We start from the raw sequence: 12,249 nt of genomic DNA, 5'->3' as shown, positions 1-12,249 counted from the left end.
TAACTCTTTGTTTACCAAGGAGTTTTCCGTTTCGACTGCGCCGGAAGTGGGGCGAATTATAGACTTCCAGAATCTGCCGTCAACCCCTGATTTCAGGTTTATTCGGATTTGAGCGTAATACGCGCAAATGCCTTCTTTCCGGCCTGGCAAACATGGGTCGCGCCCAGTACGTATATAAAGGTGCGATCGACAACCTCACCATCTACACGCACACCACCGGAATTCAGAAGATCACGCGCCACTGCCGAGTTCTTCACCAGGCCAGCCTTATTAAGGACAGCGGCGATCGGCATGTCTTCGGCAGCCGTCAATTCGATCTCTGGCAGATCATCCGGCAGCTCGCCTTCCTTCATGCGATTACCCGCCGCACGATGAGCATTGGCCGCAGCCTCTTCACCATGGAAACGCGCAACGATCTCTTCAGCCAGCTTGATCTTGATATCCCGCGGATTTGCACCCGCTTCGACATCAGCCCGGAATGCATTGATCTCATCCATGGAGCGGAAGCTGAGCAGCTCGAAATAGCGCCACATCAGCGCATCAGGAATGGAAACCAGCTTGCTGTACATCACACCCGGCGCTTCCTGGATACCAACGTAGTTGCCCAACGACTTGGACATCTTCTTCACGCCGTCCAGACCTTCAAGCAATGGCATGGTCAGAATGCACTGCGGCTCCTGACCATAACCACGCTGCAGCTCACGCCCCATCAGCAGGTTGAACTTCTGATCGGTGCCACCCAACTCGACATCCGCGCGCAAGGCAACCGAGTCATAGCCCTGGACCAGCGGATAGAGGAACTCATGAATAGCGATGGGTTGATTGGTCGTGTAGCGCTTATCGAAATCGTCGCGCTCGAGCATGCGAGCCACAGTGTATTGCGAAGTCAGGCGAATGAAGTCAGCCGGCCCCATCTGATCCATCCAGGTGGAGTTGAACGCCACCTCGGTTTTGGCAGGATCCAGAATCTTGAAGACTTGAGTCTTGTAGGTCTCGGCATTCTCGAGAACCTGCTCGCGGGTCAGCGGAGGACGAGTAGCACTCTTGCCACTCGGATCACCGATCATCCCGGTGAAGTCACCTATAAGGAAGATCACCTGGTGGCCCAGCTCCTGGAACTGGCGCAGCTTATTAATAAGCACCGTGTGACCCAGGTGTAAATCCGGCGCAGTCGGATCAAAGCCCGCCTTAATACGCAGCGGTTGGCCACGCTTGAGCTTTTCGATCAGCTCGGACTCGACCAACAGTTCTTCCGCACCACGTTTAATCAGCGCTAGCTGCTCTTCAACCGACTTCATAACAGACCCGCAAGGCTCAGATTCAAAGGGAACCAACCATACAAGATCGCGCACCAAATACAAGTTTTGCCCGGCGCACGCACGCCAATCCACGGACAGAGCATCCGCAGGCTTGCTTCAGAGATGATTTGGTTATATTTTATACAGTTATTTCATCTTCATCATGTCATTCATCTTTTCCAATTCATCTTTTCAAAGTCAAAAATTACCTATGACCACAGAACCGTCTAAAGCGCCCCCGCTTTACCCGAAGACCCACCTGCTTGCCGCAAGTGGAATAGCCGCCCTTCTCAGCCTGGCGCTCCTGGTATTCCCTTCCAGTGATGTTGAAGCCAAAAAGACGACCCTGAGCCTTGAACTGGAAAGTCCTGCTGAACAACTGACACAAGATCAAGACGCTGCCGAAGCCGTCCAAGCCACAAATGAGCCAGCAGCTTCTCCTTTCGCGCAGATCGAAGACAGCGCCGAAGACACCAAGCAAACCGCCCAGGCCGTGCCTGAGCCAGTGGTCGAAGTAAAGAAAGCGCCGAATCATAAAGAAGTGATCGTCGGCAAAGGCGACACCCTTTCGACTCTGTTTGAAAAGGTCGGCCTTCCCGCCGCCTCCGTGCATGAAGTCCTGGCCAGCGACAAGCAGGCCAAGCAATTCAGCCAGCTCAAACATGGCCAGAAACTCGAATTCGAGCTGAACCCTGAAGGCCAACTGACCAACCTGCACAGCAAGGTCAGCGACCTCGAAACCATTACCCTGACCAAGAATGACAAGGGTTATGTGTTCAACCGCGTTACCGCCAAACCGACCGTGCGCTCCGCCTACGTTCATGGCGTGATCAACAGCTCGCTTTCGCAGTCCGCCGCTCGCGCCGGCCTGTCCCACAGCCTGACCATGGACATGGCCAGCGTGTTTGGCTACGACGTCGACTTCGCCCAGGATATTCGCCAGGGTGACGAATTCGACGTGATCTACGAACAGAAAGTCGTCAACGGCAAGGCTGTCGGCACCGGCCCGATCCTTTCCGCACGCTTCACCAACCGCGGCAAGACCTACACCGCCGTGCGTTACACCAACAAACAAGGCAACAGCAGCTATTACACCGCTGACGGCAACAGCATGCGCAAGGCGTTCATCCGCACACCGGTAGACTTCGCCCGCATCAGCTCGAAGTTCTCCATGGGCCGCAAGCACCCGATCCTTAACAAGATCCGCGCCCACAAAGGCGTCGATTACGCAGCCCCTCGCGGCACGCCGATCAAGGCCACCGGTGACGGCAAAGTATTGCTGGCCGGGCGTCGCGGCGGTTACGGCAACACCATCATCATCCAGCACGGCAACACCTACCGTACGCTGTATGGCCACATGCAGGGCTTCGCCAAAGGCGTACAAACCGGCGGTAGCGTCAAGCAAGGCCAGGTGATTGGTTATATCGGCACTACTGGCCTGTCCACCGGCCCGCATTTGCACTATGAGTTCCAGGTTAACGGCGTCCACGTCGACCCACTGGGCCAGAAGCTGCCAATGGCTGATCCGATCGCCAAGGCCGAGCGCTCACGTTTCCTTGCGCAAAGTCAGCCATTGATGGCGCGGATGGATCAAGAGAAGGCCACCATGTTGGCTTCGAGCAAACGCTAAGCCATGGCGCTCTATATAGGTGTGATGTCCGGGACCAGCCTCGATGGCCTGGACATCGCGCTGATCGAGCAAACCTCGGCGATCAGGCTGATCGCCACGCACTACATCCCCATGCCGGAATCCCTGCGCGCCGAGCTGCTTGGCTTGTGCGCCAGCGGCCCGGATGAGATTGCCCGCTCGGCCATCGCCCAGCAAAACTGGGTGAAACTGGCTGCGCAGGGCATTCACACCCTCCTCGATCAACAACATCTGAAACCCGAAGACATTCGCGCGATTGGCAGCCACGGCCAGACCATTCGCCACGAACCGGCGCGCGGTTTCACCGTGCAGATCGGCAACCCTGCCCTGCTGACCGAGCTGACCGGCATCACCGTAGTCAGCGACTTCCGCAGCCGCGATGTCGCCGCTGGCGGCCAGGGCGCACCACTGGTTCCAGCCTTCCACGAAGCCTTGTTTGAAGAACGACCAGGCAATCGCGCGGTACTGAACGTTGGCGGTTTCAGCAACCTCAGCCTGATCGAACCCGGCAAACCAGTTGCCGGTTTCGACTGTGGCCCGGGTAATGTGCTGCTGGATGCCTGGATTCACCAGCAGCGAGGCGACAATTTTGATCGCGACGGCCAATGGGCAGCCAGCGGCAACGTCGAACCGGCCTTGTTGAGCGAACTGCTCAGCGATCCCTTCTTCGTGACCAAAGGCCCCAAGAGCACCGGCCGCGAAGTGTTCAACCTGCCCTGGCTGACTCAGCATCTGTCGCACTTGCCCGCCTTCGCAGCAGAAGACGTACAAGCGACCCTGCTCGAACTGACCGCCCTGACCATCGTCGAATCACTGCAAAGTGCCCAGGCAGATACCCGGGAACTGCTGGTCTGCGGGGGCGGCGCGCACAACGCTACGCTAATGGCCCGTTTGGCGAGTTTGTTACCCAACGCCAAGGTCAGCAGCACCGCAACTTACGGCGTAGACCCGGATTGGGTCGAAGCGATGGCTTTCGCCTGGCTGGCCCATTGCTGCCTGGAAGGCATCGCCGCCAATCGTCCGAGCGTCACCGGCGCCCGCGGCTTGCGCGTACTTGGCGCCATCTACCCCGCCTGACAACCCCGACTGACCTATCCCGATGAATCCCGGACAGCAAAACGCCGCAGGACTGTGAAGCCCTGCGGCGCTTTGTAATTCGGTGACGCGGATCAGATCGAGAACGACGAACCGCAGCCACAAGTCGTGCTGGCATTCGGATTCTTAATCACGAAACGCGAACCTTCCAGACCTTCCTGATAATCCACCTCGGCACCTGCCAGGTATTGGAAGCTCATCGGATCAACCACCAGACTCACACCTTCGCGCTCGACGATGGTGTCGTCATCGGCCACTTCTTCATCGAAGGTGAAGCCGTACTGAAAACCTGAACAACCACCACCCGTAACGAATACGCGCAGCTTCAAGCGATCATTCCCCTCTTCATCGACCAGGCTCTTCACCTTGTGCGCGGCACCGTGGGTGAATTGCAAAGCCGTGGGGGTGAAGGATTCGACGCTCATGCTAACTATCTCCCGGCGTTACGCCGCCATAATGCGTGATGTCGGGCATTATCCGCTTCTCCTAGAAAATTGGTCAACTATTGTTACGGTATATCAATCGATCCAATTGTCAGACCAGAATGCAAAAAGGCCCTTTAGAAGGGCCTTTTTGCCGAGCGCGATAAAGCCTTACGGCAGCATGCCCGCGTGGGACAGGCCGAAGCGCTCATCCAGACCGAACAGGATGTTCATGTTCTGCACCGCCTGGCCCGACGCACCTTTGACCAGGTTATCGATCACCGACAACACCACCACCAGGTCACCATCCTGTGGACGATGCACGGCGATACGGCAAACGTTGGCACCGCGCACGCTGCGGGTTTCCGGATGGCTGCCAGCCGGCATCACATCGACGAACGGTTCGTTGGCATAACGCTTTTCAAACAGCGCCTGCAGATCCACCGAGCGATCGACGACAGTCGCGTACAGCGTCGAGTGGATGCCGCGAATCATCGGGGTCAAGTGCGGAACGAAGGTCAGGCCGACGTCCTTGCCCGAGGCGCGACGCAGCCCTTGGCGAATTTCCGGCAGGTGACGGTGCCCTTTGACGGCGTAAGCCTTCATGCTTTCCGACGTCTCGGAGTACAGCGAACCTACCGCAGCACCACGACCGGCGCCGCTGACACCGGATTTGCAGTCAGCGATCAGACGGGAAGTGTCCGCCAGGCCCGCTTCGAGCAATGGCAGGAAACCCAATTGCGTGGCGGTTGGATAGCAACCCGGCACGGCGATCAGGCGCGCTTGCTTGATCTGCTCGCGATTGACTTCCGGCAGGCCGTAGACCGCCTCTTCCAGCAACTCTGGCGCACCGTGCGGCTGGCCGTACCACTTGGCCCACTCATCGGCATCTTGCAAACGGAAGTCTGCCGACAGGTCGATGACCTTGGTCCCGGCGGCCAGCAGTTCACCGGCCAGGGCGTGAGCAACACCGTGAGGCGTGGCGAAGAACACTACGTCGCAGGCGCCCAGGGTCTTGATGTCCGGAACGCTGAACGCCAGGCCGTCATAATGGCCTCGCAGGTTCGGGTACATGTCAGCCACGGCCAGACCGGCCTCGGATCGGGAAGTGATCACTACCACTTCAGCTTGCGGATGCTGCGCCAACAGACGCAGCAGTTCGACACCGGTGTAACCCGTGCCGCCGACGATACCGACCTTGACCATAAACCTGCCCTCAACGAACCCACTGGAAAGCCGTCGATAATAGGGGCCGCGCGCGCCTGCGACAACCGTCAAGGTGACGTGCGGAGCTTCTAGCCTCTACTATTCCCGCTACCGTGAACCTGGGAATAACTAAAAATGCTTTATCTGTGGCTCAAAGCGCTTCATATCGTCAGCATGGTCTGCTGGTTTGCCGGCCTGTTTTATCTGCCGCGCCTGTTCGTTTATCACGCGCAAAGCGAAGACACCGTCAGCAAGGAACGCTTCAGCATCATGGAGCGCAAGTTGTACCGGGGCATCATGGGCCCGGCAATGATCGCCACACTGATCTTCGGTATCGCACTGATCTACCTCAACCCCAGCATTTTCAGCCAGGGCGCGTGGATTCACGCCAAGTTGACCCTCGTCGTGATCCTGATCGGCTACCACCACATGTGTGGCGCCCAGGTAAAACGTTTTGCCCGTGGCGAAAACACCCGCAGCCATGTCTTTTATCGCTGGTTCAATGAAGTGCCGATTCTGATATTGCTGGCAATCGTAATTCTGGTCGTGGTTCGACCGTTCTAAACTCAATAAGCCGCAACTAACCGGGGTACTTCCAATGTCGCTGCCCGCTCTGCTCGAACAACGCTTGCGTCTGCCGGTAGTAGCCGCGCCGATGTTCCTGATTTCCAATCCTCAATTGGTGCTGGCCTGCTGCCGAAATGGCGTAGTCGGCAGCTTTCCTGCATTGAACCAACGCGAAAGCAGCGGCTTCAAGGCTTGGCTGGAAGAGATCGAAGCAGGCCTCGCGACGCTGGAGAACCCGGCGCCTTACGCGGTGAACCTGATCGTTCACAACACCAATCCACGACTGCAGGCCGACCTTGCGATCTGTATCGAGCACAAAGTGCCGATCGTGATCACCAGCCTCGGCGCGGTAAAAGAAGTGGTCGATGCGGTGCACAGCTATGGCGGTCTGGTGTTTCACGACGTGACGACGCGTCGCCATGCCGAGAAAGCCGCCGAAGCGGGCGTGGACGGTTTGATCGCCGTGGCCGCTGGTGCCGGTGGACATGCCGGAACCTGGAGCCCGTTCTCGTTGATCGCCGAGATCCGTCAGTTCTTCGACAAGACCCTATTGCTGGCCGGCTGCCTGAACCACGGCCACGAGATTCTCGCCGCGCAATTGCTCGGCGCGGATTTGGCCTACTTCGGTACGCGATTTATCGGCACCACTGAAAGTCATGCGCCTGACGCCTATAAGGAGATGCTCCTGACTTCCAGAGCAGCAGACATCGTGCATACTCCAGCGGTGTCGGGCGTACCGGCGAGTTTCATGCGCCAGAGCCTGGAAGCGGCCGGTTTCGACATGGCGGCACTCCAAGGTAAAGGCGAAGTGAACTTCGGCTCCAAACTCAAGCCTATAAGCGATGAAGCCAAAGCCTGGAAAACCGTGTGGTCTGCCGGACAGGGCGTTGGCGAAATCGATGACTTGCCAAGTGTCGATCAGTTGGTCGCCCGGCTGGATGCGGAGTACCGCAAGGCGCTGGAATTGGCGGCACAGTTGCCTAAACGCTGGCCGCGCTGACTGTAAAGCTTGGCCAGCCTCTCCCGGCTGGCCTTACACTGCTCGATCGCAACACCCCCTTTCCAAACCTGCGCGACAAGGATGCCTCGGACATGAGCGAAAACCGTTTCAAGATCGTCTTCGACGGCGCTCTGCTGCCAGGCGTCGACGTCACTACCGCCAAACTCAACCTCGCTGAACTGTTCAAAAGCGACGTCGCCGCCATTGAACGGCTATTCAGTGGCCGCACTGTTGCGCTCAAACGCGACCTGTCACAGCTCGACGCACAATCCTATCTCCAGGCGCTGACGAAAACCGGCATCGATGCCCGAATCGAAGCCGAGCCGTCGATCGAGCTGAACCTGTCCGACGTTCACGAACATGTCCCCACCAGTTACCAGACAGTATCGGCAGACCCTGAGTCGCCGTATGCCCCGCCACGGGCAACCGTCGGTGAAGCCTTGCCAGCGTTCGCCACTCTCAAGCCGTTCAGCTTCGAAGGTCGTATCGGGCGCTTGCGATTCCTGGCCTGGACCATGGCCCTGACCTTGGTGACGTTGGCCGTGGGTTCGGTGCTGGCACTATTCGGCCTCGCGCTCATCGGCGCGGACTCGACCGCCGGCCTGATTCTCGGCGGTCTGGTGGCCTTTATTCTTTTTGTGGCGCTGGGGTTCGTCAGTATTCAGTTCAGTGTTCAGCGTCTGCATGACTGCGGTTGGTCCGGATGGCTTTGGCTCCTGAACCTTGTGCCGTTCGTGGGCAGCTTCTTTCCGTTCGTGATCATGGTGGTTCCGGGTAATCCCACCGCCAATCAGTACGGCGCCCCGCCCCCGCCGAACAGCACGGCGGTCAAAGTGCTGGCCTGGCTCTGGGTGGTGTTTATTGCACTCATCTTCATCGGCGCACTGGCTGGCGGCATCACCGCTATCCAGCAAGAGTATGAAAGCGCGGCCGAAACCAGCTATGACAGCGGCTCGGTGACCACCGACGAAGTGGAAGTCGAACCGGCGGACGAGGCGGAACAAGCACCAAATGCAGCCGACGATGCAGCGGATGCAGCCGAAGAAGCCCAGCCCCCTGTAGACTCTGCGAAAGAATGAACAGCGCTCCCCGCCCGTGACACCTGCGTCGCTGGCGCGGAGCTGTTGCGATGGAGAACTGCATGACCCGTTACGCTCTGATCACTGGCGCTTCCAGCGGCATCGGCCTGGCGATGGCCGAAGCGCTGGCCCGGCGCGGCCACAGCTTGATTCTGGTGGCCCGACAACGTGATCAGCTGGAAAGTATTGCGATTGAACTGACTCAACGTTTTGGCGTTGAGGTGTTATTCCGCGCCTGCGACCTGGGCGAGCCGTTAAGGCTGTCCGGGTTTCTGCTGGAACTGGAGGAAGGCGACCGGCAAATCGACTTGCTGGTCAACTGCGCCGGCATCGGTACGTGCGGCCCGTTCCTGGCCCAGGACTGGATGACTGAGCAAGACCTGATCGAGGTAAATATCCTGGCCCTCACCCGCCTGTGTCATGCCATCGGTAACAGCATGGCCTTGCAGGGCGGCGGTCAGATTTTGAACGTGGCCTCGGTGGCGGCATTTCACCCCGGCCCGTGGATGAGCACTTACTACGCGAGCAAGGCTTATGTGCTGCATTTTTCCGAAGGCTTGCGCGTCGAGCTGAAGAAATGCGCGGTCAAGGTGTCGGTACTGTGCCCAGGCCCTACTCGCACTGGGTTTTTCCATACTGCTCAACTGGACACCGCAAAGGTCACCGACAGCAGGCTGCTGATGAGCCCGGAAGAAGTTGCGTTGTACACCGTGCGCGCCCTGGCGAAAAACCGCGCGATCATTATTCCCGGAAGGTTGAATCGATGGTTCGCCTTCCTGCCGCGACTTGGCTCGCGGTGGCTGACCCGGACAATCGCCGGTATGGTCAACAAGGCCTACTGCCCGCGCTAATAGCCCCTAAAGGTAAATGGCTGGGCTCGGGTTTACCCCATGGGTACACTCAGGCCAGCCCAAACAACGGAGAAAACAGCTGTGGATACTCTGTTCACCAAGATCATCAACCGGGAAATCCCGGCCAAGATCATTTACGAGGACGACCAGGTACTGGCCTTCCACGACATCGCGCCACAGGCACCGGTGCATTTTCTGGTGATCCCGAAGAAACCGGTGCGCACCCTCAACGACCTGACCGAGGACGACAAGACGCTGGCCGGGCATATCCTGTTCACCGCCCAACGTCTGGCGCTGGAGCTGGGTTGCGAAAAAGGTTTCCGCGTTGTCATGAACTGCAATGAAGAAGGTGGGCAGACTGTCTACCACATTCATATGCACGTGCTGGGTCAGCGCCAGATGACCTGGCCGCCGGGCTGATTCACCCGCCCCGCCATGTAGGAGCAAGGCTTGCCCGCGAAGAACGATAATGCGGTCTATCTGAATGACCGCGTTGACCCCATTCGCGGGCAAGCCTCGCTCCTACAGGTTCGGTGGCGGCCTCGCCTGAAATGACCCAGCGCAAACCTTCCCCGGCCGATTCGGTTAAACTGGCCGCCGAGATTCCTCCCGGAGGTCAGCATGACTACCCAACGTCACTACTCGCCGATTGACCGTCTTCTGCTGCAAGCCGATGCCGCGATGCGTACCCTGCTGCCTTTCAGTGGCCAGCCGTACCGTCCGTCGCCGGCTATCGTGCAGCCGGAAACGCAAATGAGCGACGAAGACACCCGGCACGTTGCCGGTCTGATGCGCATCAACCATACCGGCGAAGTCTGCGCCCAGGCGCTGTATCAAGGCCAGGCCCTGACCGCCAAGCTGCCGCAAGTGCGCGCGGCCATGGAACATGCCGCTGAAGAAGAAATCGATCACCTGGTGTGGTGCGAACAACGCATCCATCAGTTGGGCAGCCATACCAGCATTCTGAATCCGCTGTTTTATGGCATGTCATTCGGGATTGGCGCCGTGGCCGGGTTGATCAGCGATAAGGTCAGCCTGGGATTTGTTGCCGCCACCGAGCATCAGGTCTGCAAACATCTGAACGAACACCTTGAGCAATTGCCGGCCGAGGACGAAAAGTCCCGGGCGATTCTTGAGCAGATGCGCATTGATGAAGAACATCATGCGGAAAGTGCGCTGGAGGCTGGCGGTTTTCGCTTTCCGGCACCGGTGAAGTTCGGGATGAGTTTGCTGGCCAAGGTGATGACCAAGAGTACTTATCGGATCTGACCGTTGGAGCAAGGCTGCTTGCGATGGCTATCTTGAGGACGCCTTCGCGGGCAAGCCTCGCTCCTACAGGGGTTCTGTGCCAGCCATAAAAAAGGCGACTGCCGTGAGGTAGTCGCCTTTTTTGTACCCGAAAATCTTAGGTCGGCATGTTGCGCGCGTAGAAGATTTCCAGCATTTCGTGTTTCACACGGTCGGTCACCTGGGCGCGTTGCTCAGTGGACAGGCTGTTGGTGGCGTCGCCGAACAGGTAGTCGTCCAGTTCGAAGTTCTTCAGCAGCATTTTGGTGTGGAACAGGTTCTCCTGGTACACGTTCACGTCAGTCATCTGGTAACTGTCGCGGGTGTCTTCGGAGAGGTAGTTCTGGATCGAGTTGATCTCGTGGTCGATGAAGTGCTTTTTGCCTTCAACGTCACGAGTGAAACCGCGCACGCGATAATCCACGGTCACAATGTCCGAATCGAACTGGTGAATCAGGAAGTTGAGCGCTTTAAGCGGTGAAATGACACCACACGTCGACACGTCAATGTCCACACGGAACGTCGCGATACCGTCCACCGGATGGATTTCCGGATAGGTGTGCACCGTGATGTGGCTCTTGTCGAGGTGGGCCAGGATAATCTCGGGCAACGGGCCCGGCGACTCTTCGATCTGACTGTCGGTCGGGGTTACCGGCTCTTCAGAGATCAGAATCGTGACGCTGGCGCCTTGTGGATCATAGTCCTGACTGGCGATGTTCAGGATGTTGGCACCAATGATATCGACAACTTCTGTGAGGATCTGCGTCAGGCGCTTCGCGTTGTACTCTTCATTGATGTACTCGACGTAAGCCTGCTGGTCTTGCGGGGTTTCCGCGTAGCAGATGTCATAGATGTTGAAGCTCAAGGTCTTTGTCAGGTTATTGAACCCGTGGAGCTTGAGTTTGCTTTTCACCGTTAAAAACTCTCTATGTATTGCGGCCCGGGCCGCGTGATCAAGCATGCCCGTCAGATGCGAACAACGCAGCTGCGTAGGACGGTTAACACCTCTTCGCGATGGCGATTTTGGTTGTCTGTTCGGGTGCGGGGCCTGTCGGGGGACGGGCCACGACCCTGAAAAAAGTGGCGCATTATGCAGACGTCAGCTATGGATCGCCAGAGTCTGCACTGCTTTTATGATAGTTGAATGTCGATTCAACCGAGTTCGATGATCTCGTAGTCATGCGTGATAGCGACGCCAGCGGCGCCGAGCATGATCGAGGCCGAGCAATACTTCTCGGCGGACAGTTCGATGGCGCGTTTGACCTGGGCTTCTTTCAGCCCGCGCCCCTTGACCACGAAGTGCATGTGGATCTTGGTGAAAACCTTTGGATCTTCGGTCGCGCGCTCGGCTTCGAGGAAGGCTTCACAGCTTTCGACGGCCTGACGGGACTTCTTGAGGATGCTGACCACATCGAAATTGCTGCAGCCGCCGACACCCAGCAGAAGCATTTCCATCGGGCGTACACCCAGGTTACGACCACCGGCGTCCGGTGGACCGTCCATGACCACGACATGACCGCTGCCAGATTCACCGAGGAACATGGCTTCGCCAGCCCATTGGATGCGTGCCTTCATCGCCAAGACTCCACTGTCTAAAAAAGGGTCGCCAGCTTAGCACAGGGCCCCGCTATGACAGCGTTTCACCTTCCTGGGACGAGTGTCCCTGCGCTGTAGGTAAATTCTCGAATCTTGTAGGAATGTGTCTGTTAAGCTGGCGCCAATTCGCTGGCGCATAGCCAGCCATCAAGCGAATGAAAAAATCGCAGGCTTCACCCGCTCCTAAAACAATCAAAAAC

At 57.9% G+C, this 12,249-nt stretch carries 13 protein-coding genes; 8 read left to right on the top strand and 5 right to left on the bottom strand.

Translation table 11 applies throughout. The features are described 5' to 3' along the window. Positions 1-98: 98 nt before the first annotated feature. Entirely contained in the window at positions 99-1,298 is a 1,200-nt protein-coding gene (tyrS, locus tag ACIOYV_RS31705; RefSeq protein ID WP_401330196.1) for a tyrosine--tRNA ligase, read from the bottom strand. A 211-nt stretch (positions 1,299-1,509) separates the two neighbouring features. Here tyrS and ACIOYV_RS31700 point away from each other — a divergent pair, with 211 nt between their 5' ends. Together ACIOYV_RS31700 and ACIOYV_RS31695 are read left to right on the top strand one after the other, a co-directional pair. Continuing rightward, positions 1,510-2,928 carry a peptidoglycan DD-metalloendopeptidase family protein gene (locus ACIOYV_RS31700; protein ID WP_401330193.1) on the top strand — a complete coding sequence of 473 codons (1,419 nt, stop codon included), beginning with the start codon at positions 1,510-1,512 and terminating at the stop codon, positions 2,926-2,928. 3 nt (positions 2,929-2,931) lie between these two features. Continuing rightward, positions 2,932-4,023: an anhydro-N-acetylmuramic acid kinase gene (locus tag ACIOYV_RS31695; RefSeq protein WP_401330191.1), complete on the top strand. Its 1,092-nt coding sequence runs from the start codon at positions 2,932-2,934 to the stop codon at positions 4,021-4,023. Between the two features lie 92 nt (positions 4,024-4,115). On the opposite strand, the gene erpA is transcribed toward ACIOYV_RS31695, so the two are convergent. Both erpA and argC read right to left on the bottom strand, forming a co-directional pair. Next, entirely contained in the window at positions 4,116-4,466 is a 351-nt protein-coding gene (erpA, locus tag ACIOYV_RS31690) for an iron-sulfur cluster insertion protein ErpA (RefSeq protein WP_007947969.1), read from the bottom strand. A gap of 168 nt (positions 4,467-4,634) precedes the next feature. After that, positions 4,635-5,669 carry an N-acetyl-gamma-glutamyl-phosphate reductase gene (argC, locus tag ACIOYV_RS31685; RefSeq protein WP_401330187.1) on the bottom strand — a complete coding sequence of 345 codons (1,035 nt, stop codon included), beginning with the start codon at positions 5,667-5,669 and terminating at the stop codon, positions 4,635-4,637. A gap of 135 nt (positions 5,670-5,804) precedes the next feature. Here argC and hemJ point away from each other — a divergent pair, with 135 nt between their 5' ends. The 6 genes from hemJ to coq7 all read left to right on the top strand — a co-directional run bounded on the left by hemJ (position 5,805) and on the right by coq7 (position 10,435). Then, complete coding sequence (hemJ, locus tag ACIOYV_RS31680) at positions 5,805-6,233, top strand: protoporphyrinogen oxidase HemJ (protein WP_401330184.1); 429 nt, start codon at positions 5,805-5,807, stop codon at positions 6,231-6,233. Positions 6,234-6,267: 34 nt separating this feature from the next. After that, positions 6,268-7,236 carry a nitronate monooxygenase family protein gene (locus ACIOYV_RS31675; RefSeq protein ID WP_265041254.1) on the top strand — a complete coding sequence of 323 codons (969 nt, stop codon included), beginning with the start codon at positions 6,268-6,270 and terminating at the stop codon, positions 7,234-7,236. A 92-nt stretch (positions 7,237-7,328) separates the two neighbouring features. Continuing rightward, entirely contained in the window at positions 7,329-8,315 is a 987-nt protein-coding gene (locus ACIOYV_RS31670; RefSeq protein ID WP_054044113.1) for a DUF805 domain-containing protein, read from the top strand. 62 nt (positions 8,316-8,377) lie between these two features. After that, positions 8,378-9,166 carry an SDR family oxidoreductase gene (locus ACIOYV_RS31665; RefSeq protein ID WP_054044114.1) on the top strand — a complete coding sequence of 263 codons (789 nt, stop codon included), beginning with the start codon at positions 8,378-8,380 and terminating at the stop codon, positions 9,164-9,166. Positions 9,167-9,247: 81 nt separating this feature from the next. Then, complete coding sequence (locus ACIOYV_RS31660; RefSeq protein WP_163911318.1) at positions 9,248-9,586, top strand: histidine triad nucleotide-binding protein; 339 nt, start codon at positions 9,248-9,250, stop codon at positions 9,584-9,586. Positions 9,587-9,787: 201 nt separating this feature from the next. Next, the gene (gene coq7 / locus ACIOYV_RS31655) at positions 9,788-10,435 is read left to right on the top strand and encodes a 2-polyprenyl-3-methyl-6-methoxy-1,4-benzoquinone monooxygenase (protein WP_054044116.1); all 648 of its coding nucleotides are present in this window, start codon (positions 9,788-9,790) and stop codon (positions 10,433-10,435) included. Between the two features lie 136 nt (positions 10,436-10,571). Here coq7 and speD read toward each other — a convergent pair whose 3' ends face one another. Further along, positions 10,572-11,366 (bottom strand): adenosylmethionine decarboxylase, encoded by a 795-nt coding sequence (gene speD, locus ACIOYV_RS31650; protein ID WP_054044117.1) that lies wholly within the window; start codon positions 11,364-11,366, stop codon positions 10,572-10,574. Between the two features lie 239 nt (positions 11,367-11,605). Then, positions 11,606-12,028 carry an OsmC family protein gene (locus ACIOYV_RS31645; RefSeq protein ID WP_007941657.1) on the bottom strand — a complete coding sequence of 141 codons (423 nt, stop codon included), beginning with the start codon at positions 12,026-12,028 and terminating at the stop codon, positions 11,606-11,608. Positions 12,029-12,249 lie beyond the last annotated feature (221 nt).

This window comes from Pseudomonas sp. NPDC087342 (assembly GCF_044744265.1).
In the GTDB taxonomy this organism is placed as follows: domain Bacteria; phylum Pseudomonadota; class Gammaproteobacteria; order Pseudomonadales; family Pseudomonadaceae; genus Aquipseudomonas; species Aquipseudomonas nunensis.
The sequence above is the reverse complement of the archived record's forward strand: the minus strand, read 5'-3'. Positions and strand labels throughout refer to the sequence as shown.

Bases quoted from the DNA above. Each gene is read 5' to 3' on its own strand.
- hemJ (WP_401330184.1), top strand. From the start codon at position 5,805: ATGCTTTATCTGTGGCTCAAAGCGCTTCATATCGTCAGCATGGTCTGC.
- ACIOYV_RS31695 (WP_401330191.1), top strand. From the start codon at position 2,932: ATGGCGCTCTATATAGGTGTGATGTCCGGGACCAGCCTCGATGGCCTG.
- ACIOYV_RS31665 (WP_054044114.1), top strand. From the start codon at position 8,378: ATGACCCGTTACGCTCTGATCACTGGCGCTTCCAGCGGCATCGGCCTG.
- tyrS (WP_401330196.1), bottom strand. From the start codon at position 1,298: ATGAAGTCGGTTGAAGAGCAGCTAGCGCTGATTAAACGTGGTGCGGAA.
- ACIOYV_RS31670 (WP_054044113.1), top strand. From the start codon at position 7,329: ATGAGCGAAAACCGTTTCAAGATCGTCTTCGACGGCGCTCTGCTGCCA.
- erpA (WP_007947969.1), bottom strand. From the start codon at position 4,466: ATGAGCGTCGAATCCTTCACCCCCACGGCTTTGCAATTCACCCACGGT.
- argC (WP_401330187.1), bottom strand. From the start codon at position 5,669: ATGGTCAAGGTCGGTATCGTCGGCGGCACGGGTTACACCGGTGTCGAA.
- ACIOYV_RS31675 (WP_265041254.1), top strand. From the start codon at position 6,268: ATGTCGCTGCCCGCTCTGCTCGAACAACGCTTGCGTCTGCCGGTAGTA.
- coq7 (WP_054044116.1), top strand. From the start codon at position 9,788: ATGACTACCCAACGTCACTACTCGCCGATTGACCGTCTTCTGCTGCAA.
- ACIOYV_RS31645 (WP_007941657.1), bottom strand. From the start codon at position 12,028: ATGAAGGCACGCATCCAATGGGCTGGCGAAGCCATGTTCCTCGGTGAA.
- ACIOYV_RS31700 (WP_401330193.1), top strand. From the start codon at position 1,510: ATGACCACAGAACCGTCTAAAGCGCCCCCGCTTTACCCGAAGACCCAC.